Raw genomic sequence first — 24,597 nt, forward strand, 5'->3', positions numbered from 1 at the left:
CCCCATAATTTTAAAATTATTTTAATTTAGGTCTAGTGATTAATCCCACTTATTTTCTACAACTCCGCTAGGTTGTACACCTCTTTGCATAGGTTTCTTAACTACTAGTGTTCCAATTGCTTCACAAACTAATACTGGAGGATCAAGTGCTACTACATCGTTTTCAGCAGCGTTTTCTTTTCCTAAACGTTTTGCTGGAGTAGCAACTTTATAAGTCTGAAACTTGCAAGTTCTTGATGTATTTCCTAATTTTATAATTTTTCCTCTGCATTCAATAATATCTCCTACATAAACTGGAGCTAGGAATTCAACGTCATCATAGCCTAAGAATAATGATTCGTCTCCATCCTGTAATACACATAACTCTGTTCCAACATCACCGTAAATATCTAGATGCTTATTAGGCTGAACAACTCCTCCTAAATAATGAGCATCTTCTGAATTCATTCTATACCTAAGTATAGATTCTCTTACCATAAACGGCACCCCCATTTTTTAACTTTTTTGTAGGCTATTAACTTGTTCCTACACTTAAGATTATATACCTAATAGTAAGAATATTTTGTAAAATTCTATTGATTATTTAAATTTTTTATCCTCTCGTTTCTGCATTTATACCCTATACATGCTTGAAAGATTCATGAATTTCACTTTTATGCATTCTTTTAATGCTAAAAGGTGTATTATTATAACCATATAAGTAAAATTAAGGATAACGATTTATGTAACATTTATTGCACAGATAAAAATATCTGAAATTATTCATTACTAAAAGATTTCATATAGTTAATAATAATAGTATGATAATTGATATAACAAGGAGTGATTTATTATGGATAGATTTGTCATAGTCTGCTTACTAAAGGGAGAGACTCTTAAATTCCATGAAAAACTGGTAGAGGAGGTCTGTGATAAATACAAGGTTAAAAAGCAAAAGCTTCCTGCTCATTTTACAATAAAAGCGCCCTTTGAAACAGATAAAATAGAAGAAATAGAAACCACTATAGAAAATTTCATAAAGGATAAAAGCAGGGAAGATATTCTCATTGATGGTTTTGGTCATTTTAGAACAGATGTAGTGTTTATGAAGATTATTCCTTCTAATGGAGCAATTAAGCTTCATGATACTTTTATTGATGAATTAAAAAAAGTATCATGGCTTCATTGGAAAGGACACGAAGGCAAGGAAAAAATATTTCACTGCACTATAGTTACTCGCTTAAGAGAAAATAGCTTTACCTCTATATGGGAGTATGTAAATAATTATAATCCACAGTTTAACACCTATTTTGATAACATATCCATACTTAAATGGCAGGATTTTAGATGGATGACTTATAGGGAGTATGCCTTATAAGTTGACAATTGACAATTGACAGTGGACAGTTAAGGATAAGAGCTAAGAAGCAATATGAAACTAAAATAAATATAAAATAAAAATTTCTCCTATTCATACAATATAGCTCTTGCATGAATTGCATATATTTGTAAAATGATACCCCTTTTCCATATTTTTAGTCGTAATTAGCATATACTATTAATTTAAATGTTGTATATTAATATGAAATAAATCATTATTATATATAGAATTTACATGAATATTATTATATAATATATAATATGTTTTTTAAAAATATGGAAGGGAAAGGAAAGACTACCTATGACATTGTATGATGAGACCAATATAAATATTATTAAAGATGACTTAAGATACTTAAAATTATTAAGTACTAAGTATCCTACTATTTCTTCTGCCAGTGCAGAAATTATAAACCTACAGGCTATTTTAAATTTACCTAAGGGAACAGAACATTTCATAAGCGATATTCATGGGGAATATGAATCCTTTACCCATATGCTTAAAAATGCTTCTGGAGTAATTAAAAGAAAATTAGATGATATATTTGGTACTTCCCTTATGGAAAAAGATAAAGCTAGTCTAGCTACTTTAATTTATTACCCAGAAGAAAAGTTAGAATTACTAAAGGAAGAAGACATCGATTTAAACGAGTGGTATAAAGTTACATTATATAGACTAATTCAAGTATGCAAATCCGTATCTTCAAAATATACACGCTCAAAGGTTAGAAAAGCTCTACCAAGTGATTTTGCATATATTATTGAAGAATTACTAAATGAGCAAGCAGATAGAATTAATAAACAAGAATATTACACTGGCATTATTAACACCATAATAGATATTGGATGTGCTAATTCCTTTATAATTGCTCTATCAAAGGTAATTCAAAGACTTGCAGTTGATAGGCTTCACATTGTTGGTGATATCTATGATAGAGGTCCTGGTGCTGAAATTATTATGGATGCACTTATGGATCATCATTCTATTGATATTCAATGGGGTAATCATGATATTTTATGGATGGGAGCAGCTTCTGGTTCAAAAGCTTGTATAGCCAATGTATTAAGAATATGTTTAAGATATGCAAATTTGACCACAGTGGAAGATGGCTATGGTATAAACCTTTTACCTTTAGCTAGTTTTGCTATGGAAACCTATACAGATGATCCCTGCAATAGCTTTATTCCTAAAACTTTAGATAAAGTATTGAACGATAATGACAAAGCTTTATTTGCAAAAATGCATAAGGCTATATCCATTATACAGTTTAAATTAGAAGGGCAAAAAATATTAAGACATCCTGAATTTCATATGGACTATATGCTCCTTTTAGATAAAATAGATTTTGAAAAAGGTACTGTAGTGGTAAATGGTAAAGAATATAAATTAAATGATACTAATTTTCCTACAATTGATCCATCAGATCCTTTTAAGCTAACACAACAAGAGGAAGCCGTTATAAATAAACTTAGAAATTCATTTATAAATAGTGAAAGGCTTCAAAAACATATTAGATTTTTGTACAGTAAAGGAAGTCTATATTTAGTTTATAACTCAAATTTACTGTTCCATGGTTGTATACCATTAGCTGATGATGGTTCATTTAAAACATTAGAAATAGAGGGAAAAAACTTTAGCGGGAAATCGCTACTAGATGTCTTTGAGCGATATGCTAGAGAAGCTTATTTCTATAAAAATGATTTGGCTGTTAAAAATTATGCCATGGATATAATGTGGTACCTATGGTGTGGCCCTTATTCACCTTTGTTTGGAAAAGAAAGAATAACCACTTTTGAAAGATATTTTATTGACGAAAAAGAAACCCATAAGGAAAATAGAAATACTTATTATAAATTAAGAGACGAAGAAGAACTTTCTAATAAAATATTTGCAGAATTTAATTTAGATCCTGAAAATTCTCATATAATAAATGGACATATACCTGTAAAAACAAAGGATGGCGAAAGTCCTATAAAGGCTAATGGTAAATTATTAGTTATAGATGGAGGTTTCTGTAGAGCTTATCAGCCCGAAACCGGAATTGCAGGATACACTTTAATTTATAATTCCTATGGTTTTTTATTATCCTCCCACGAGCCTTTTGAATCAACCAAAAAGGCCATAGAAGAGGAAAAGGACATACTTTCATCTACTGTTATACTAGAACATGCTGCTACAAGAAAAAGAGTTGAAGACACAGATATAGGAGCAGAAATTAAAAATCAAATTAATGATTTAAAAAAACTACTTGTAGCCTATAGAAAGGGCTTAATTGACGAGAGAGATGGTGGTTAAAAAGTGCTTAGCACTTTTTAAGTTGACAGTGGACAATTTTTATATTTTCAAATAAACATAAAATCTCCAAATCTAAATATTAGACTTGGAGATTTTATTAGTTAGTAGCATCATTTCCGAATTTAATTTCCATATTACGCTTTTGATTATTTTCCATATTATTTAAAAGTCTCATGTCCCTATATAAAAAAGCCCCAGTTAACACAGCTGATAAAACATCTGATATTGGTCCAGCCATCCATACTCCATCTAATTTAAATATTGGCGGAAGTATAATTAGCATTGGAATGAGAAGTATTACCTGCCTGGAAAGGCTTAAGAATATAGCTATTTTAGCCTTTCCTATAGCTTGAAAATAGTTTGAACTTATTATCTGGAATCCTATGATTGGCAAAGCTATCATGTCAATTCTTATGCCATGGGCTCCTATAGCAATAAGTTGAGTATCTTCCTTGTTAAATATGCTTATTAAAGCTTCTGGAAATGACTGTATAATTATAAATCCTATGGTAGCTATAATAACTCCTGCAGTTACTGCAATTTTTAATGTTTTCTTAACTCTATCATACTGCTTTGCTCCATAGTTATATCCTACAATTGGTTGATAACCTTGGTTTATTCCAAACATAGGCATAAAAAAGAGCATTATTATACTATTTATAATTCCCATTGCTCCTACTGCCAAATCTCCACCATATGTTACTAGTTCCTTATTGTATAGGGTAGTAACAAGGCTTGAAGCCAACTGCATAGCAAAAGGTGAAACTCCTACAGAAAAAATGTCTTTTACTGTAGGTGCATTTAATTTTAAATTTTCCTTCTTAAATTTTAATGTGCTTTTGCCACTTAAAAAATAATATAGTACCCATGCTGATGATACAGCCTGAGATAATATAGTAGCTATAGCCGCTCCTTCTACTCCCATTTTAAAAATGAAAATAAATATAGGATCTAGAATAGTATTTAAAACTGCCCCTATCATCATGGTAGCCATAGCAATTCTAGGATTTCCTTCTGCACGAATAATATTATTTATACCAAAACCTATATTTTGAAGCAGCGCCCCTCCAATTATATATTTCATGTAATCTCTAGCATATGGCAAGGTATCTGCACTAGCACCAAATACTTTAAGTATACTGTCTAAAAAAGTTACCCCTAGCACACTTATAATCAATGATATTACTACATCCAATACTAAAGCATTTCCTAGTATTTTTTCCGCTTCATCTTTTTTCTTTTCTCCAAGTTTTATAGAAACCATAGTAGAAGAACCTATTCCTACTAACATTCCAAAGGCCATGTTGATTATGGAAAGAGGAAATCCTACAGCTATACCTGATATAGCTAAAGAACCTACCCCTCTTCCTATAAATATTCTATCTACCATGTTATATAATGCATTAACTAACATTCCTACAATAGCTGGAATAGAGAATTTTAATAAAAGTTTTCCTATACTCTCTTCTCCTAACTGTTTTGATCTATCCAACCAATCCCCTCCTAATCTAAAAATATTGCTGCACAATATTTTTATAGTGTAATCATTTTATTATATACAAAGTGTCCATGTTTTTCAATAACTAAAAAGGATATGCAGTGAATACCATATTTATCACATGCATATCCTTTTTGCTAAACTATTGATGCTAAAAGTAATACTTCTTCATTATCATTATATATTTTATCAAATTGAGATATAGGAAGAGGGTTTTTGCCCTTACCTACTTCTATTGTATATCCTGGCCTTCTAAAGGCTTCTATGAACCAATCCTTATAGCCTGCATATGCAGTTATGCCAGAAGCCTCCTCTAAACTATATCCGCTAGCCTTTGAAAATAGTTCGCCTATTCTTCTTGAACCCGGTGGAATTATATTATCATACTGCCAATATATAACCTCACCTTGGCTATGATAGGCAATAACTAGTCTAAAATTATGATTCTTTGTAAAATTTACTACAGCTTGGGTTTCTGGCTCTGATTCTGGATAAAGTCCTGAATACCTGGTAGGACCCGGTCCATAAATTCCATATAACTTTTCTGCTTCTTTAGATTGCTGCCATGAAGCATTATAATTATGATTTAAATCTACTCCCCTATTATTAGCTTCCCAGTCCTTTGAAAAATCAGTACTTCCATTGTTCCACACTATTAAATCATTATAATAAGGATTATCTTTACTAAGTCCATTTAATACTAAATCCACTCCATCAGGATTAACCATAGGCATTATATAAATACTGCTTTTACTCCATATATCAGCAACATCATATCCTCTCATTTTTCTCCCCAATGCATAGTTATTAGCAAAATTCTCTATAAATTTCATTAATAGAGGGGAAGTTATCCATTCCAAAGCATGATGCGCAGCATTATAAAAGACCTGATTTGATCCAGCTCCAAGCTTTATATAATATAAATTTTTTCCTAAAAGGCTTTTCCCCGCTACCCCTATAGTTATAAAAGGGTATCTGGCCTTCAGCCCTTCTATGTCATTGATTAGTACATCATAGGTATAATTAATATCTGTTTGAACTACATCTTCTATTTTCTTTAGCATTGATTGTATTCCCATTACATCTGAACCCTTAGAACCTAATTTTAAAACTCTCATAAAATCCACCACAATATTATTGTTACTATTATTAGTTTATTTTTTTATCATCCATATGTGAATAAAATTTTAATGTAATATTGACAAGAATATATAAAAAATATATAATGAACGTTGTTCAAATGAATTTTATTATATGTATTTATGAGGTGTTTTATTTGGCAAAAATGATTGAAAATCCTAAACAGCTTATATTAAATAAATCCAAGGAAATTTTATATACTGAAGGTTATAAAAAATTGAGTATGCGAAATATTGCCAAAGCTTGCAATATAGCTATTGGAACAATTTATAATTACTATTCTACTAAAAAAGATCTAGTTATAGAAATGATGACTGAATATTGGGAAGAATATTTTTGTGTAGTTGAAAAACTAATAAATTCAAATGATAATTTTTATATAAAGCTAAATAATATTTTCAATGAACTTAGCATTTTTATTAAGACCTTTAAGGAAGTATGGCTAAAAGCTGAATTTTATGATACCCCTGATTATATAACAAGCGGAGTGGAAAAGGAATCGATTTACATAGAAAAATTAATCAGAAAAATTGAAGATATTTTAATAAAGGAAGCTTCTAATAAAAATTCTGCAATTCATATTAAACTAGATTCTTATGAAACAGCCAAATTTATCTTAATGAATTTTATTACAATGATACGTATGCCTCTTTTTCAATATTCATCCTTTGAATGTTTTTTAAAAGAATTACTAAAATAAATCATATCTAAAAGATTGAATTATTATAGGAGGATTATTATGTTAGCTTATGCAGTAATATCTATCAATTTAGCCCTATTATTTTATACAATAGGAGTATGGAGTGAAAAGAAACAAGGAGAATTAAAGAGGTGGCATCTAATTGTATTTTGGATTGGTCTAGTATTTGACACTTTGGGGACAACCATTATGGGCAACATTGCTAATGGAGGCTTTAAATTTAATTTTCATGGTATAACAGGTTTATTAGCAATAGTTTTAATGCTTTTCCATGCACTTTGGGCGACTTTTGTTTTAATTAAAAATGATGAAAAAGCAAAGTCTAATTTCCATAAGTTTAGCATTTTTGTGTGGATTATCTGGCTAATTCCTTTCATATCCGGTGCAATTTTTGGTATGTTAAAATAAACAGATTTCTAAGCTTTAGAGAAGCTTTTACTTCCCTTAAAGCTTGGAAACCGTTATCTAGGGATGTAGCCGCTCTTTACTCCCACTTTTATTTTAATTATTTTTTAGCTCTTCAAAATTGACTTTTTCAAGTTCATCCTCAAGTACCTTTTGAATGGTATCTAAGTGTTTATGAACACTACAATTGAAGTTTCTATTTGCGTTACAGAAACTATCATTTTTTAAACAACGATTAATAGCTATTGGGCCATCTATAGCTTCTATAACTTCCTTTAAACTTATGTCTTTACTATTCTTTAAAAGAGCATATCCTCCATTTACTCCTCTAAAGGATTTAATTATACCTGCTTTTATTAACTTTCTTAATAGTTTTAATAAAAACCTTAAAGGTACGCAGCCCCTCTCAGCTATAGTTTTAGCATCTAACTTCGCCCCTTCTCCTTCTTTGGATAATATTAAAACAGCTCTTATAGCATAATCCGCTTCTTGAGTTATATTCATAATTCATCACCTTATTATTTATATTCTACATTAACTATACTTATATAGTCCTCTTTATATTATTATCTACATAAATAAATGTCAATACTCTTTTTTAGCTTACTAACATAATAAAGCTTCTATATTTATTCTTTATAATTTTTTATTTATTATTTTAAAAAATATTTATAAATTAACGGAAACGTCATAAATAAGGTTTAAGCACAATATATTGTATATGTAAATATGGTATAATACTATATATGCTATCAAATGGTACTTTTACATTTTAAATAATTATTGTATACTAAATAAGCATTACTTTAAAGGGAGGTATTAAACCTTGGAATTTTTAAAAGGAATAGATTCTATTCATAAAATTGTAAAAAGGTATTTTACTAAGGAGTTGGAAAAAAATAAAAATTTGTCAGTTTATGATTTATTCAACTGGAAGAAAGTCGATGTATTTTTGAAGGATCATAAAACGGGAAAAGTTTTAGTAGATATGAAGGATTTGGAGTTTCCGGAACATTACTCACAAAACGCATGTGATATCATAGCTTCAAAATACTTCAGAAAAGCTGGAGTCCCAAATGAATGTGGATATGAAAATAGTATGAAACTGGTAGCTCATAGAATGGTAACCTTTTGGTGTGAAGCTTTAACTGATGAGGGCATTTTGAAAACAGAAGAGGAAAAGATCATATTTTATGATGAAATGGTGTATGCCTTACTTGCTCAAATGTATGCACCTAATTCACCTCAATGGTTTAATACAGGACTGTCCCTATGCTACGGTATAAAAGGAAATAAACAGGGAAATTATTATTACGATGAAACCTTAGAAAAAGTTGTAGAAAGCGAAGATAATTATACTAGGACTCAAGCTTCCGCCTGTTTTATACTATCAATAGAAGATAAGCTTTTAGGACATCATTCTATTTCAGAGCAATTTGTAACTGAAACAAAGCTCTTCAAAGGTGGCTCAGGGACAGGTACTAACTTTTCTTCACTAAGAGCTAAAGGCGAGCTTCTATCTGGCGGTGGAGTATCATCTGGTCTTATGAGTTTCTTAAAAGGATTAGATAGAAATGCTGGAGCCATAAAATCTGGAGGTACTACAAGACGTGCAGCTAAAATGGTATGTCTTGATATAGATCATCCTGAAATATTAGATTTTATAACATGGAAAGCTCATGAAGAAGATAAAGTAAGAGCCCTTGGTAAAATGGGATATGACACAGATATTGATGGAGAAGCTTATGAAACTGTATCTGGTCAAAACAGTAACAACTCTGTAAGATTTTCAGATGAATTTATGAGAAAAGTTGAAAATTTACATAAAGATCCTGAAGCTACTATAGAATTATCAGGACGTGCAGATACTTCTGTAAATAAGAAAGTTAAAGTTAAAACTCTATGGGATGCTTTTATTAATTCCGCTTGGCAGTGTGCTGATCCTGCTCCTCAATTTTCAGATACATTTAATGCATGGCATACATGCCCATGTGGAGAAGATGGATTATACAATGCTAAACATAATAGAATAAATTCTACAAATCCTTGCGGAGAATATGCTTTCTTGGATGATAGTTCATGTAATTTAGCTTCTATAAATATATATAATTTTTACGATGATGAGAAAAAAAGCATTGATTTAGAAGGGTACCTTCATGTAATAGGTCTTGTACAATTAATTTTAGAAGCATCTATCCATTGGGGACAGTTTCCTACTAAAGATATAGCTAGAAAAACTTATATGTTTAGAACTACAGGTCTAGGTATAAGCAATTTAGCTTCATTGCTTATGGTTATGGGATATCCTTATAATTCAGAAGAAGCTAGAAACTTATCCTCAGCTTTAATAGGAATTTTAACAGGATACTCCTATTATGTTTCATCATTAATGGCTAGAGAAGTAGGTACCTTCCCAAAATATGAAATTAATAAAGAATATATGCTAAAGGTTATTAGGAACCATTGTAGAGTGGCTGGTGCATTACCTAATTCAAGTGATTCTTCAAAAACATCTGACTATGAAGGATTAAACTATGATCCTGTGAAAATAAATCACGATATACTTATAAAAGAATCCTTGCAAGATGTAAGTGAGCTTCTTAAAGACTGTTGGACTATGGCTTTACAATCAGGAGAAGAATTTGGCTACAGAAATGCTCAGGTTTCTGTAATTGCACCTACAGGAACTATTTCCTTTGCCATGGATTGCGGTGCTACTTCCATAGAGCCATTTTTTAGTCATATTGCATATAAAAAATTATCTGGCGGAGGAATGATGACAGTTATAAATCCTGTTATTAAAGTAGCTCTTAAAAATTTAGGTTATTCTAAAGAGCAGATAAATGATATCTTAGAATATGTTTTAAGAAAAGAAACTGTTGAAAATAATGGATTTAAATATGAAAAGGTAATTGACGGAAAAATAGAAGGCGCTCCTCATATTAAAGAAGAGCATCTTCCTATATTTGATACAGCAAACAGATGCGGCAGCGGAGATAGATATATTAATCCTATGGGGCACGTCTTAATGGTAGCTGCTATAACTCCATTAATCTCTGGTGCTATATCAAAAACTGTAAACCTTCCTAATGAGGCTACTGTAGAAGACTTTAAAAATGTCGTTTTAGCTTCTTGGAAACTTGGCATAAAGGGAATTACTCTTTACAGGGATGGTTCAAAGGCTAGTCAGCCTTTAAATACTAGTTTAAATCCAGATAAGGATTTAAAACTTGAAGACTTAACCTACGATCAGCTTTTGGCTAAAGCAAAAGAACTTCAAAAGGGAATTAAATATTCCAGAAGAGATAAACCTGTAGGAATAAGAAGAGGGACTACCCATCCTGCTCAAATAAATGATGTTAAAATTTATACCACTGTAAATAGAAGAGAGAATGGTGAAATATCAGAAATATATATAACTACAGATAGAGAAGGAACTATAATTATGGGACTTTTGAATTCTCTTTCAAAAGCTTTATCTGTTATGCTTCAATATCATGTACCGCCACAGGATATTTCAAGAATGCTTAGAGGGCAAAAATATGAGCCTTATGGTTTTGTTCAAAAACATCCTTATATAAAATCTGTAAGTTCTATTTCTGATTTGATAAGCAAAATAATAGATATTGAACTTGGTGATTATTCAACCTGCCAAGTAAAGCCCGAAAATTATGACTCAAATACTAATAAAGTAAATATAGTTTCCACTCAGGAAATTATAGAAGATCAACTAGTTACTGATGGTATGGATGGTGTAGAAACCCCTAAAAATAGCGCTAAAAATAATGAAAATAATAAAAATAACGGGGACGGTTATGAAGATTCCACACCTAACAGTTCTCAATCAAAAACAAAAGGGGAAAGGGTTTATGGTTCTACTTGCCCTAATTGTTCCAGCACTAGAATGGTGAGAAATGGCACCTGTATGGTTTGCTTAGACTGCGGCTCCACCACTGGATGCAGCTAAGGTCAGGGTACAGAGTATAGGCAATTATAAAAAATAAATAGCAAAGATTCAAGTGATTTTTAGCTTCAGATGAAGTTTGTTAAAAAATTCAGAATGCAAACTAAATCTACTAAAAGGTCTTAATTTAAAGGGAGCATATATAGATTTATGTAAATTAATCTATATATGCTCCCTTTAAATTAATTTCAACAACTGTCAATTGTCAACTACCCTAAAGTCTTCTTATGGTTTTCTATAATTATTCCTGTGCCTATAAACACTAATCCTATAAAAGATGATATTAATATCTTTTCACCTAAAATGAAAAAAATATATACTAAAGATATAAATGGAGTAATAAATATAGTGTTAGACATTTTAGCTGTATCCCCGTATTTTAAAGCTAAGAACCAGCATACAGATGCCAATCCGCTACAGCATGTCCCCATCCATATTATGCCTAATAATTGTTTTAAACTTATTTTGGGTATTGATGAAAATAAAATTAGGTAGACAGTTATATATATAAAAGCAAACATATAATAAAACATAGTAGAGGAATATCTTTCATAGTTTTGCTTTTTACCTAGTACTGAAAAGAAGCCATAGCATATAGCCCCTAGCATAGCTAAAATATCACCTTTTAATGTTTGTGGCGAAAAGCTTAATGTTAACTGTCCCTTTGAAGCTACAAGATATATACCTATAAATCCTAGAATTATAGATATTAATTTCTTAAAATTAAAAGGCTCCTTTAATATTAAAGTAGCAAAAATAACTACCCATACTGGCCAAGTATAATTTACAATAAAGGCCTCTTGAGCTGGAGCATAGGTTAGTGCTCCATAATAAAAAATATAATACAAAAAAACCCCAACAAAAGACATACGGGCAAAATTTAGATAATCCTTCTTATCATAATTTTTTATTATGTATAATTTCCCATGCAAGCAGCATATAACAAATAAACTTATGGAAGCAATAAGAGATACATAAAACAACAATTGATAATTATTTAAATCCTTTAGCATTATCTTACCTATAGATGGAGCTGACCCCCACAACATAGCAGCTATAAATACATATATATATGATAATTTCTCTTTATTTATAGTTTTATTTTTTACAGATAAATAAGTATTTTTCTGTGCCATAATGCTCTCTCCTTCGTATATTAAAAAATATTCATCTAAGTAAAATTATAGCATATCTATATAATATTTATCACAAATAAAAAGCTCCCTTTGCAAGTTATAGTTTTAGACTATAAGCCTAAAATAAAATGCAAAGGGAGCAATATGTTTAATTTATATTTATTGAACATTGATATTGTCAGGAAGTAATAAAAAATTTAAATTTCTAAAAACATTTTTATAGGAAATGTCATTAGCTATATCTCTTGCTTCTTTTAAACTTCTAGCTTTAAAAGTGAAATGTCCACCTTCTTTATTATAAAATCCTCCCCCGATTAAATATCTAGCATTTTCAGTAGTTTCCCTTATGTCCTGTCCATTGACATTATAGTATATTTTTATAAATAATTTGTTATTCATAAAGTATATCTCCCCCTTAAATCCTAGGTCTACATTTGTACATCTATAATAAGTATATTAGCTTCTTCCATTAAATATTCCATTTTTATTATAGCGAACATACGTTCTAATGTCAATAGAAAAAAATGCTGCGAATCACAGCATTTTTTTAAAATTAAAATTATTTTTAATAGGTCTTTTTGATAATACTCCAGGAGCTTTTATATCATAATATTTAAAGTAATCCAGGATTTATGCTATTACCCATTGATTTTCACTGAAATTTCCTTTAAAAAATCCTGAATTTTATTCATATAATTATTTTCCTTAAAATCCTTACTGTGCAGTTTTAAAGTAGCAATAGGTATTTTACCTATTAATTCTACAACATCTTTATATACCATATTAGATGAGGAACCCTTCTGGGTAGAAAAAAGTGCTACATTCTTAAATTTTTGTCTATTTTCATGTATATAAGTTCTAATGGCTGGTGATATATGAGCTGCCCATACAGGAGTACCTATTATAACTAAATCATACATGGATGGATCTTTTTTTATAGGTTTTATTACAGTCATGCTTTTTTTAAAACCTTCCCTGCCAGCCTTAATATATCCAACTATTCCTTGTCTATTCTTTGCATCGTGTATTTCTTCTACACTACAGCGAAGCTTTTCCTTTATAATTTTCGACACATCTTTCGTAGTACCAGTTCTTGAATAATATACAACTAGTACCTTCTTATCCTCCATATTATTCACTCCTCTTTTAAAATTAATCTATTAAAATATCTTTAATAATTCTTTCCGCATTCTTATAGCATATCTTTTCTATTTCTTCTTCGGAAAACCCTTCCTTATCTAAAGCAATTACCAACTTCTCCATTTGAGATATATCCTGAATCTCCACGGGGCAAGATATACCATCAAAATCCGTTCCTAGTGCAATACATTGAACTCCACCTACATTTTTAATATGCTTAATATGCCTTACCATATCCTCTATGTTGCTTACACCTGTATTATCGTCCCCCATAGTTTTCAAAAAACCATTGCAAAAATTGATTCCCATAATTCCTCCCTTTTCTGAAAGAAGTTTTATCATTTCATCTGTTAAATTTCTTCTGTGAGGTGTAATAGCTCTTGCATTAGAGTGAGAAGCTATAAAAGGATCCTTTGAATGTTTAGCTACTTCATAGAATCCTCCATCGGAAAGATGGGATACATCTATTATCATCCCTAAATTATTCATTTCCTCTATTAGTTCTACACCAAAAGTAGTTAATCCTTTTTCCATATATTTATCTTTACAATTTGGATATCCTATTTCATTTTTATAATTCCAGGTAAGAGTTATAAGTCTTACTCCTAATCTATAAAAATTTCTAAGATTATAGAGTTTTCCTTTTAGTGCTCCACCATCCTCTATGGTCAAAAAAGCTGATATTTTCCCCAAACTTTTATTATTACATAATTCATTATAATTTCTAGCCAGTCTTATATTATCTTCATTTTTCTTTAATTCTAAATAAAATCTGTCTAACATCTTAAGACAGGTATCTAAAGAATCTTCACATTCCTCTTTATCTATAAATAGAGCAAAAAATTGTGCCAATGAATTCCCACCCTTAAGTTTTTCTATATCCACAGACAAATCATTTTTCTTTAAGTTTTTCTCTTCTTTAGAATTTACTAACTTATAGATAGTATCACAATGCATATCTATGATATTCAACATTATCACCTCTCCTTAATCATATTACAGTATAGAATAAATTGCTATATAATTTCTAAATAACCAAAAAACCCTATAATAGTAGGGTTTTTCTTAGGTAAATTAAAATATAAACAAAAAGACACTGATTATATTAAATTCAATGTCTTATTTGTTATTTCCTTATTTTTTCTTTTCTGTATCTTTATTATTTTTTACCCTGTTTGGCTTTGCCTTAGGTTTAATTTTAACATCATTTTTTTTATTCTTCATAGCCAATCTATCATCATTAAATAAGTCTATAAACCATAGTATTAGCACAACAAATATTCCAGAAACCACCATACCACCTGCAGTAGTATTAAAGCCTGGTTTAACCATTGTTGGAGTTGTCAAAATTGCTATAGCTATAGCAAATATTACCCATTTATTAGGCTTATACTTTGATAATACAAAGACCTTTAAAAGATTATAAATTATTATTACTATAAATGAAAAGATTAATAATTTTACGAAATAAAGCCAAGACATATATTATTTCCCCCTTTCATAATTAAGCCTACTATATATTATTGTATATTTTTTTAAATATATCAACAGTAATTTAAATTATTTTGTATAATAGTTATATAATATTAAATTATAGAGGTGATTTTTATGGAACTCACTAAAAATCAGCAATTAGATTCTCTTGACATGGAAATATTAGGTGTACTATTAAAAGATTCTAGGATCCCATTTTTAGAAATTGCAAGAAAGTGTCATGTAAGTGGCGGGACAATACACGTTAGAATTAAGAAAATGGAAGATATGGGTATAATAAAAGGGTCCAAGCTTATAGTTGATACTGCAAAATTAGGATATGATATATGTTGTTTTATAGGAATTAATTTAGAGAAAGCATCTTTTTTAAGCTCTGTATCTGAAGAGCTTGAGAAAATACCAGAGATAGTAGAATTATACTATACCACTGGAGAGTATTCAGTTTTTTTCAAAGTAATATGTGAAAATATATCTCATCTTCAAAAACTTCTTGCTGAAAAGCTTCAGGTTATTGAAGGCGTTCAAAGTACCACTACTGTTGTATGTTTACTTCAGAAGATAGATAGAAACATACAGTTATAGAGAAATTCAAGCCAAAAGGTTTGAATTTTTTCTTTTTAAGGCTATATTTTTTCCTAAATGGTTATATTTTTTTATTTCTTGGTAAAAATATAACTAACAGAATTAAATTAACAAAGGAGATGTAAAGTATGCGAGCTTTAGACGCAACCGCACTTGTATTAGTTGTTATAGGAGCTATAAACTGGGGATTAATAGGATTTTTTAGTTTTGACCTAGTAGCTGCCCTTTTTGGGAACATGACTGCTTTCACTAGAGTTATTTATGCTCTTGTTGGAATAGCTGGTATTTATGCTCTTTCATTCTTTGGAAGAGACAGAGAAGTTAGAGAAGCTAAATAATATTAATTTCTTGCAATAAAAAAGAAATGTGAATAAAATCCACATTTCTTTTTTATTTTAATTCATATTTGCTGCCTTTTTTTCAACTACACTATTTCCTTTAGTTTCTTCAATTGGTTTTCCTAATATATATAAACTCAATACTGTTGCTGCTATTGATATAGGTAAAACAATATATATTGGTAAACCTAATCCTACTGGTATATATCCAAATACTACAGTAATAAATGCTACCACTAAGGAATACCACATTTGAGTCTTTACATGATCCAAATGATCACAGGCTGTACCCATAGAAGAAAGTATAGTTGTATCTGATATTGGCGAACAATGATCCCCAAATATTGCTCCAGTCATAACAGAACTACAACATACTATCATATACTGTGGATCTCCCCCGCCTATGCCGTGAGCTAGTGGAATTGTAAGAGGCATAAGTATTCCCATAGTGCCATATGAGGTTCCTGTAGCAAAGGATATTATGGATCCCATTATAAATATAATAGCTGGCAAAATAAACTTTGGTAAGGCGTTTGATAACACCGCTACTAAGAATTTTGCTGTACCAAGTTCTTTTATAACTCCGCTTAGTGACCAAGCTAATAATAATATTACACAAGTAATTATAAGGGATTTCATTCCTTCAATCCAAGCATCTATAGCTTCTCCTAACTTAAATATCTTTTTGTGCACTCCCATGCCCATAGCTACTATGCTTGCAACCAATGCTGCCTGGAATAAAACTATGCTGGCATCCGAATTACTAAAAGTTTCTCTTATTGCTGCAAAAGATGCTGGACTATTTGTAATAATAGCTTTTAAAGCCGTATCTTTTCCTGCCATTATACTTTCATATCCATTAAAATAAAATCCAGCAAAAGCTACTACTAGCAAAGTTCCTATGGGAATTATAGCATTCCATATACTTAGTTTTATGCCTTCCTTTGGCTCTAGGTTAGTTGCTTCTGAAGAAACCATTGGTTTTGCATCATCACTAATAACCTTTCCTGTAGTTCTTGCTCTTCTTTCTGCCAAAAGCATAGGGCCAAATTCCCTTAATGTTAATGCAGAAACAGGTACAAATATTAAAATTAATATATTATAAAATCTATAAGGAATAGTTTGTATAAACAATCCATAGGCATTTACACTCTGCCCTATGGATGCATATGCATCTTTAATTAAACTTATTTCATATCCTATCCAAGTAGATATCAATGCAATGCCTGATATTGGTGCAGCAGTTGCATCTACTATAAATGAAAGCTTTTCCCTTGAAACCTTCATTTTATCTGTAACTGGTCTCATAATTGGACCTACTATAAGTGAATTGGCATAATCATCAAAGAAAACTAGTATTCCTAAAAGCCAAGTTATTATCTGAGCACTAACTGGACTCTTAGCCTTTTTAGCAAGGCTTTCTGCTACAGCTTTTGTTCCTCCCATCTTTGAAACCAAAGCTATAAGTCCACCAATTGCCATACATTGAAGTATAATACCAGCATTCCATGGATCTGCTAAGGATCCTCTTAGCTTGTCTACAATGCCCAAAAATCCATAAAAAAGGGCTCCAAAAATATTATGTCCTGATAGTTGTAATAAAAATGTTCCTGAAAATACACCTAAAAAAAGTGAGAGAACAACATTCTTAGTTATAAATGCCAATACTATGGCTACAAAAGGCGGTAATAAAGTCAGTATTCCTAGCCTTTCAGCGTTTTGAACTGCTGCATCCGGCTCTGCTGCGAAAACAGTTGTGGTTAATAAAAAGATAAGCATTAAAGAAATTGTTAAAATAAAAGTTCTTCTTTTATTTTTCATTTTGTCTCCTCCACATTTTTATTTGTTAAACAAAAGCTTAACTAAATAAGTGAATATACTGCACTTTAGGAGGAGAGTCCATCCCAACAAAAAAGACCTTAAGATTATCACTCAAGGGTATGGTACACTAATAGTGCACATATTTGTTTGAATGATAGCTCTCCACAAAACACTTTGTGACAGTCTTATTCATATTCTGAAGTAAGACCAGCCATACAGCATTAAAGCATTAGCTGCACGCTTCGGCAATATTTCCTTTCACTGTACCTCATCTTGCTTACATCAGTACAGATACTATTAAATATAGCGCCTCTATCCATTAAATATTCACTTTTAACATTGCATTGATTATAACATTAATCTGGTATTTTTATCAATAGCTTCTTAAAAATAATTTAACTTTTTTAATTATTTTAATATTGTAAATATAAAGAAGCTACCCTAATAATATAGTTAGGATAGCCCCTTTATTTTAAAATATACTTAGTTCTAACTCTTTTGATAAATCTGCTAATACTTTTATACCAGCTATACTATTACCTTTTTTATCTAGAGAGGGTCCTACAACTCCTATCCCCATCTTTTCTGGCGCTACTGCCATAATTCCTCCACCTACTCCTGATTTAGCAGGCATACCTATGTTAACTGCAAATTCTCCTGAAGCATCATACATACCACAGGTTGTCATAATAGCTTTAACTATTCTAGCTGTTTCTCTTGGTATCACTTTTTCTCCTGTCAATGGTATCACTCCATCATTAGCTAAAAAAGCTCCTATTCTTGAAATATCTTTACAAGTTACTTCCATAGAACACTGCTTAAAATATACATCCAATACCTTCTCTACGTCATTAGTAATAACGCCTGTGCTTTTCATAAAATATGCTAATGATCTATTCCTATCCCCCGTAGCTTTTTCAGATATATAAGCTTCTCTATTTATATTTATATTATCATTGCCAGTAATTTTTCTTGTGAAATTTAATATTCTTTCAAAAACTTCATCGGGTTCCCTACCTTTTATCAAAGAGACAATAGCTATTGCTCCTGCATTTATCATGGGATTTGATGGTCTATGGAGGTTTTTTGTTTCTAGATTAGTTATAGAATTAAATGCATCTGCAGTATGTTCAACTCCAACCTTGGAAAAGACATAGTCCTCTCCATTATCCATAATTGCTATTATTAATGAAATCACTTTTGATATACTCTGTATGGTAAATCTTGTTTCATAATCTCCTGCACTGAATTCTTCTCCATTAAGAGTAGTAACATATACTCCTAAATCATTTTTATTTCCTTTCTTTAATTCAGGTATATAGGAGGCTACTTCCCCTTCTTCTACATATTTTCTATTTGTCTGTATTATATTATCAAGTAATTTCTCCATTCTATTCTTCCCCCCATGGCCGAAATATTTTTAAAAAATGTCAAACAAAATCCCACATTTTTTAATTTATTTACCTTTCAACCGTACATCCTTTTGAATTTATCCCCTTTACTTCATCACTATTAAAATATTTCTCCGTTTCCTCTACTACATCTTTTCTAAGTTTTAATAATACAATTAAGTTAATGATAACTTCAAAGGCCATGAAAAAGTCAAATAATCCCCATATAGCCTGAAGTCCTCCTACAGCTCCTACTATCATTCCTAAGCAATATAGTATTCTAAATGGAATTGAGAACTTAGTTGTCTTAATTGCATAAGTTAAACCAGTCTCTGAATAATATCCATCAACTAAGGCTGTGGTAAATGCAAATAATATGATGCAAATTGTTACTATTACATCACCTTTTCTGCCTAGACTATTTCTAAAGGCCATTGCAGTTAAAGCCGCTCCACCTTTGCCTGTACCTAAAACCCCGCTGGTAGTAATAACTAATCCAGTCATGGTACAAATAATTATTGTATCTACAAAAACCTCAAATAATCCCCATAGCCCCTGTTTAGCTGCATATGAAGTTGTAGCTGAAGAGTGTGCAACTGGTGCTGTGCCCATACCAGATTCATTGGAATAAACACCCCTTGCAAAACCATTTCTAACTGCTAGAAGTACAGTGGAACCTGCAAAACCTCCAACAGCTGCACTACCTGTAAAAGCATCGTGGAATATGCTGCTAAATGCTGGTCCTATATTTGAAGCATTCATAAATATAATTATTAAACTTGCTATTATATAAAGCAAAGCCATAAATGGAATTATTTTTTCAGCAAATTTCCCTATAGTTTTTATTCCTCCAACTATAACTATGCCTGTTACTACAGCTAATATAACACCTACCACTGTTCTATTTACACTGAAGCTTTCGTAAAGTACCTCTGCCATAGAATTAGCTTGTACAAAACCACCTATGAACATCATAATGGTGAATATTATAGACCATACCACAGATAACCATACAAAATTTTTCCCTAATCCATTTTTAATGTAATACATTGGTCCACCGTGAAATTCTCCATTTTCCGGATTCTTTTCACGATATTTTACAGCCAAGGTTATCTCTGCATATTTTGCAATCATAGCTATAAAAGCAACTGCCCACATCCAGAAAAGTGCTCCAGGACCTCCTGTTGCTATAGCAACACCAACACCTGCTATGTTGCCAACACCTACAGTAGCTGCAAGTGCAGTAGACACAGCCTGAAATGGAGTTACTGTTCCTTCACCACTGGTGGTTTTTTCAAACATCTTACCAAAGGTATTTTTCGCTATGAAACCAAATTTTCTAAACTGTAAAAACTTTAATTCAAAGCTAAATATTAAAGATACAGCCACTATTAAAATTATCAATGGCCAGCCCCATAGAAAATTAGTAATGTTAGTTATAACTTCCATTTAATCTATCCCCCTAAATTCTATTTTTTGAATAATACAATTAATGGTCTTTTTTATATACCGTGCACGTTTTAAATATAATTTTATTATAATGAGTTGTATGCAATTGTTCAAACATTCCCAATTATCTTTATGTTAAAATATTTGAGGATTACCAAACATATGATAAACTTACCATGAATTTATTGACAACTTTTCATTTTTATCAGTATTTTATTAATAACTTCATAATTCTCTCACAAATAAAAACGATTTCATATATATTTTTATAATCACAATAAGGTATTTAGATTTATACAAGTTTTTATTCCCATGTATAAGTCCAAATACCTTAATATTTATTGCTTTATTTCTTTCTTTATTCCCCTGTTTAATGTGTTTTCGTAATCTATAAAAGAATATATATCTTCTGCAAAAAGACTGCTAAATTTCTTTAATTGTTCCAAAGTTAAATCCTCAATTGCTTTACCCTGTTCTTCACAATATATTACAATTTCTCCTATTATTCTATGAGCATCTCTAAATGCCATGCCTTTATTTACAAGGTAGTCTGCGGCTTCTGTGGCATTTAAAAAGCCTTTTTTTACAGCCTTTAAAGTGTTTTTTCCTTTAACTTTTAGTGTGGACAGCATACCTGTCATAACCTTTAAACAGGCTAAAACAGTATCTAAAGCATCAAAAAATCTTTCCTTATCCTCCTGCATATCCTTATTATAAGCTAAAGGGATTCCCTTCATAGTGGTAAGCAGTGACACTAAATCCCCATATACCCTGCCAGTTTTCCCTCTTATAAGCTCTGCTGCATCAGGATTTTTCTTTTGAGGCATTATGGAACTGCCTGTAGAATATGCATCACTTATTTGGATAAAATCAAATTCCTTACTGCTCCATAATATAAGTTCCTCACTTAACCTGCTTAAATGCATCATTATAATTGAGCAGTCTCCTATAAGTTCTATGGCAAAATCTCTATCACTTACTCCATCCATAAAATTATCTACAGGCTTTTTAAAACCTAATTCATTTGCAGTAAAGCTTCTATCTGTATTATAAGTGGTCCCAGCTAAAGCACAACAGCCTAGTGGACTTTCATCCATAATTTCTATGGCACTTTTTACTCTCTTCTTATCTCTTTCTAACATATTATAATAAGCCATTATATAATACTTAAAAGTTACCACCTGTGCTCTTTGAAGATGTGTATATCCTGGCATTATTACATTATTTTCTTCTCCAAGTTTTACAATAACTTTCTGAAGTTCTTCCATAGTTTCTATTAAGTCCATTGCCTTTTCTTTGGCATAAAGCCTTAAATCCACAGCTACTTGATCATTTCTGCTTCTAGCTGTATGAAGCTTTTTACCTACTTCTCCAACACGAGAAATTAAGTTCGTCTCTACAAAACTATGTATATCTTCATAGTCACCTTCTATTTTCATTTTCCCTGCTTCTATATCCCCTAAAATAGAAGTAAGTCCCTTTAATATTTGATCCTTTTCCTCTACCTTTAATATGCCGCATTTAGCAAGCATTTTAACATGAGCCATACTGCCATTTATATCTTGTTTATATAATTTCTTATCAAAGCTTAAAGAACTATTAAAGTCCTCCATAAGTTTACTTTCCCCTTCTTTAAACCTTCCGCCCCAAAGCTTCATGTGTTACACTCCTTCTTTTGTTAAATTATAAATAATAAAGAATAAATAATAAATTAGGAAAGAATTTTTGCAGAGCAAAAATTCTAACCATATTTATTATTTATTATATATCATTTGCTTTATTTGTTTTTTAGTGCTTTTATCTTATATGGTAAACCAAATAATCTTATAAATCCTTCTGCATCCTTATGGCTATACAATTTACTTGCTCCAAAAGATGATATTGTCTCATCATAAAGAGCATTTTCTGTAAATATTCCTGCATTCATTACATTTCCCTTATACAATTTTAATTTAACTGTGCCAGTAACATTTTCTTGAGTTGTATCCACAAAAGCATCTAAAGCTTCTCTTAAAGTTGTGAACCATAGACCATCATATACAATTTCACCATATTTATGTGCAACTTCTTGCTTACAATGGTAAGTTAATTTATCCAAAGTCAATCTTTCAAGTTCTCTATGAGCTTCATAAAGTATTGTTCCTGCTGGTGTCTCATAAACTCCCCTAGATTTCATTCCTACAAGTCTATTTTCAACTATATCAACTACACCAATACCATTTTCTGCTCCAATTTTATTTAAAATAGTTACAATATCTACAGCACCGAGTTCCTTACCATTTACTTTGGTTGGAATACCCTTTTCAAAATATATTTCCACATAGGTTGATTCATCTTTTGCTTTTTCTGGTGCTATTACTGTAGAATACATTTCTGGATTATGTTCATTTTGTGGATTTTCTAGTTCTCCACCTTCATGACTTGTATGCCATATGTTTTTGTCTACGGAGTATATTTTTTCCTTTGTTACAGGAACGTCTACACCCTTTGAAATAGCATAGTCTATAGCATCTTCTCTGGATTTAATGTTCCATATTCTCCATGGAGCTATAATCTTAATTGAAGGATCAAAGGAGGCTATAGCTACCTCAAATCTTACTTGGTCGTTTCCCTTTCCTGTACATCCATGGGATATATATTTTGCTCCTTCTTTTTGTGCAACTTCCACCAATCTTTTTGCCATTAATGGTCTTGCAAGAGAAGTCCCTAGCATATATTTATCTTCATATAACGCATTAGCTTTTAAAGCCTTGAAAACATAGTTCTTTACAAACTCTTCTTTTAAATCCTCTACATATATCTTTGATGCTCCAGTTCTTATGGCCTTATTTTTAACTTCCTCCATGTCGTCATCCTGACCTACATTTATACAAACCGCTATAACTTCTAAATCATAGTTTTCTTTAAGCCAAGGAATGATTATGGATGTGTCTAACCCACCTGAATATGCTAATACAACTTTATCTTTGCTCATATTAAAAGCCCCCTTATATTTTATATAGATGAAAGTAAAATTTCTAGTTTACAGTTGACAGAGGACAATTGACAGTGGCGGAGGAAAATTCTCATTAACTGTCAATTGTCAATTATCAATTGTCAACTAAATAAATTTCATCTTCACTCTTCACTTTTCATTCTTCATTCTTACTTACTAAGTACTTTCTTTAAGAATTCTTTTGTTCTTTCTTCCTTTGGATTGGTGAACATTTCTTCTGGAGTATTCTCTTCTACTATTTTCCCACCATCCATAAAAATTACTCTATCTGCCACATCCCTAGCAAAGCTCATTTCATGAGTTACTACCACCATGGTCATTCCTTCACTAGCTAATTCTTTCATAACATTTAGAACTTCCCCTACTAGTTCTGGATCAAGAGCTGATGTTGGTTCATCAAATAGCATTATATCTGGCTGCATAGCTAAAGCCCTAGCAATAGCAACCCTTTGCTTTTGTCCTCCAGAAAGCTTTGATGGATAATAATCTATTTTATCACCTAATCCAACCTTTTTTAAAAGCATTTCTGCCCTAGCTTTTGCTTCTTCCTTATTTTCTTTTTTAACTGTAATTGGAGCTTCCATTACATTCTCCAATGCAGTCATATGAGGAAATAAGTTAAAGTTTTGAAAAACCATTCCCATTTTAGTGGTTATTTTTCTAAGAAGAGTTTTATTTTTCCCATCTAACTCTTCCCCTTCAATGATTATTTTACCTTCATTTATAGTTTCTAAATGATTTAAGCATCTGAGGAAGGTACTTTTCCCAGAACCAGATGGTCCTATTATTACTAGCACCTCTCCCTTGCTTACTTTTACATTTAAGTTTTCAAACACTGTTAAATCATTAAATTTCTTTGTTATATCTATAGCTTCAATCATATACATAA

21 protein-coding genes, 1 pseudogene and 1 riboswitch are annotated in these 24,597 nt (G+C 31.0%); of the genes and pseudogenes, 7 read left to right on the top strand and 15 right to left on the bottom strand.

From position 1 onward, the window contains the following. Positions 1-39 precede the first annotated feature (39 nt). Positions 40-477 carry a hotdog domain-containing protein gene (locus CLLI_RS08875; protein WP_106063858.1) on the bottom strand — a complete coding sequence of 146 codons (438 nt, stop codon included), beginning with the start codon at positions 475-477 and terminating at the stop codon, positions 40-42. Positions 478-832: 355 nt separating this feature from the next. Between CLLI_RS08875 and CLLI_RS08880 the strand changes: the two genes are divergently transcribed. Next, positions 833-1,357, top strand: coding sequence for a 2'-5' RNA ligase family protein (locus CLLI_RS08880; RefSeq protein ID WP_106063859.1), 525 nt, complete (start codon positions 833-835; stop codon positions 1,355-1,357). Between the two features lie 303 nt (positions 1,358-1,660). Further along, complete coding sequence (locus CLLI_RS08885) at positions 1,661-3,655, top strand: fructose-1,6-bisphosphatase (RefSeq protein ID WP_106063860.1); 1,995 nt, start codon at positions 1,661-1,663, stop codon at positions 3,653-3,655. A gap of 97 nt (positions 3,656-3,752) precedes the next feature. Here CLLI_RS08885 and CLLI_RS08890 read toward each other — a convergent pair whose 3' ends face one another. Further along, positions 3,753-5,147, bottom strand: coding sequence for an MATE family efflux transporter (locus tag CLLI_RS08890; protein ID WP_106063861.1), 1,395 nt, complete (start codon positions 5,145-5,147; stop codon positions 3,753-3,755). A gap of 143 nt (positions 5,148-5,290) precedes the next feature. Beyond that, a pseudogene (locus tag CLLI_RS08895) lies at positions 5,291-6,235 on the bottom strand (M14 family metallopeptidase); the annotation flags it as partial. A 203-nt stretch (positions 6,236-6,438) separates the two neighbouring features. Here CLLI_RS08895 and CLLI_RS08900 point away from each other — a divergent pair. Together CLLI_RS08900 and CLLI_RS08905 are read left to right on the top strand one after the other, a co-directional pair. Then, on the top strand, positions 6,439-6,993 hold the full coding sequence (locus tag CLLI_RS08900) for a TetR/AcrR family transcriptional regulator (RefSeq protein WP_242975568.1): 555 nt from the start codon (positions 6,439-6,441) through the stop codon (positions 6,991-6,993). Positions 6,994-7,032: 39 nt separating this feature from the next. Then, positions 7,033-7,401 (top strand): HsmA family protein, encoded by a 369-nt coding sequence (locus tag CLLI_RS08905; RefSeq protein WP_106063864.1) that lies wholly within the window; start codon positions 7,033-7,035, stop codon positions 7,399-7,401. Between the two features lie 93 nt (positions 7,402-7,494). Here the strand turns inward: CLLI_RS08905 and CLLI_RS08910 are convergent, their stop codons facing one another. Then, the gene (locus CLLI_RS08910) at positions 7,495-7,902 is read right to left on the bottom strand and encodes an RrF2 family transcriptional regulator (protein ID WP_106063865.1); all 408 of its coding nucleotides are present in this window, start codon (positions 7,900-7,902) and stop codon (positions 7,495-7,497) included. A gap of 340 nt (positions 7,903-8,242) precedes the next feature. Between CLLI_RS08910 and CLLI_RS08915 the strand changes: the two genes are divergently transcribed. Beyond that, on the top strand, positions 8,243-11,365 hold the full coding sequence (locus CLLI_RS08915) for a vitamin B12-dependent ribonucleotide reductase (RefSeq protein ID WP_106063891.1): 3,123 nt from the start codon (positions 8,243-8,245) through the stop codon (positions 11,363-11,365). Positions 11,366-11,571: 206 nt separating this feature from the next. Here CLLI_RS08915 and CLLI_RS08920 read toward each other — a convergent pair whose 3' ends face one another. The 5 genes from CLLI_RS08920 to CLLI_RS08940 form a co-directional block, all read right to left on the bottom strand. Beyond that, a complete protein-coding gene (locus tag CLLI_RS08920) occupies positions 11,572-12,498 on the bottom strand; it encodes a DMT family transporter (RefSeq protein ID WP_106063866.1) in 927 nt (308 codons plus the stop codon). Between the two features lie 159 nt (positions 12,499-12,657). Then, positions 12,658-12,897 (bottom strand): hypothetical protein, encoded by a 240-nt coding sequence (locus CLLI_RS08925; RefSeq protein ID WP_106063867.1) that lies wholly within the window; start codon positions 12,895-12,897, stop codon positions 12,658-12,660. Positions 12,898-13,136: 239 nt separating this feature from the next. Continuing rightward, a complete protein-coding gene (locus CLLI_RS08930) occupies positions 13,137-13,628 on the bottom strand; it encodes a flavodoxin family protein (protein ID WP_106063868.1) in 492 nt (163 codons plus the stop codon). 22 nt (positions 13,629-13,650) lie between these two features. Further along, positions 13,651-14,610 (bottom strand): dipeptidase, encoded by a 960-nt coding sequence (locus CLLI_RS08935; protein ID WP_106063892.1) that lies wholly within the window; start codon positions 14,608-14,610, stop codon positions 13,651-13,653. Between the two features lie 162 nt (positions 14,611-14,772). Next, positions 14,773-15,120, bottom strand: coding sequence for a hypothetical protein (locus CLLI_RS08940; RefSeq protein WP_106063869.1), 348 nt, complete (start codon positions 15,118-15,120; stop codon positions 14,773-14,775). 126 nt (positions 15,121-15,246) lie between these two features. On the opposite strand from CLLI_RS08940, the gene CLLI_RS08945 reads away from it, so the two are divergent. Both CLLI_RS08945 and CLLI_RS08950 read left to right on the top strand, forming a co-directional pair. Beyond that, on the top strand, positions 15,247-15,714 hold the full coding sequence (locus CLLI_RS08945) for an Lrp/AsnC ligand binding domain-containing protein (RefSeq protein ID WP_106063870.1): 468 nt from the start codon (positions 15,247-15,249) through the stop codon (positions 15,712-15,714). Positions 15,715-15,842: 128 nt separating this feature from the next. After that, positions 15,843-16,052 (top strand): DUF378 domain-containing protein, encoded by a 210-nt coding sequence (locus CLLI_RS08950; RefSeq protein WP_106063871.1) that lies wholly within the window; start codon positions 15,843-15,845, stop codon positions 16,050-16,052. A 57-nt stretch (positions 16,053-16,109) separates the two neighbouring features. On the opposite strand, the gene CLLI_RS08955 is transcribed toward CLLI_RS08950, so the two are convergent. The 6 genes from CLLI_RS08955 to CLLI_RS08980 all read right to left on the bottom strand — a co-directional run bounded on the left by CLLI_RS08955 (position 16,110) and on the right by CLLI_RS08980 (position 24,595). Continuing rightward, positions 16,110-17,873 carry a Na+/H+ antiporter NhaC family protein gene (locus CLLI_RS08955; RefSeq protein ID WP_106063872.1) on the bottom strand — a complete coding sequence of 588 codons (1,764 nt, stop codon included), beginning with the start codon at positions 17,871-17,873 and terminating at the stop codon, positions 16,110-16,112. A gap of 147 nt (positions 17,874-18,020) precedes the next feature. Continuing rightward, a riboswitch (Lysine riboswitch) is annotated at positions 18,021-18,196 on the bottom strand. A 149-nt stretch (positions 18,197-18,345) separates the two neighbouring features. Continuing rightward, entirely contained in the window at positions 18,346-19,263 is a 918-nt protein-coding gene (gene glsA / locus CLLI_RS08960; RefSeq protein ID WP_106063873.1) for a glutaminase A, read from the bottom strand. Between the two features lie 70 nt (positions 19,264-19,333). After that, positions 19,334-20,713 carry an alanine/glycine:cation symporter family protein gene (locus CLLI_RS08965; RefSeq protein ID WP_106063874.1) on the bottom strand — a complete coding sequence of 460 codons (1,380 nt, stop codon included), beginning with the start codon at positions 20,711-20,713 and terminating at the stop codon, positions 19,334-19,336. 338 nt (positions 20,714-21,051) lie between these two features. Next, entirely contained in the window at positions 21,052-22,371 is a 1,320-nt protein-coding gene (argH, locus tag CLLI_RS08970; RefSeq protein WP_106063875.1) for an argininosuccinate lyase, read from the bottom strand. Between the two features lie 119 nt (positions 22,372-22,490). Beyond that, positions 22,491-23,687, bottom strand: coding sequence for an argininosuccinate synthase (locus CLLI_RS08975; RefSeq protein WP_106063876.1), 1,197 nt, complete (start codon positions 23,685-23,687; stop codon positions 22,491-22,493). A gap of 170 nt (positions 23,688-23,857) precedes the next feature. Continuing rightward, a complete protein-coding gene (locus CLLI_RS08980) occupies positions 23,858-24,595 on the bottom strand; it encodes an amino acid ABC transporter ATP-binding protein (protein ID WP_106063877.1) in 738 nt (245 codons plus the stop codon). Between the last annotated feature and the right edge of the window lie 2 nt (positions 24,596-24,597).

Source organism: Clostridium liquoris (assembly GCF_002995785.1).
GTDB classification, from domain to species: Bacteria; Bacillota; Clostridia; order Clostridiales; family Clostridiaceae; genus Clostridium_AO; species Clostridium_AO liquoris.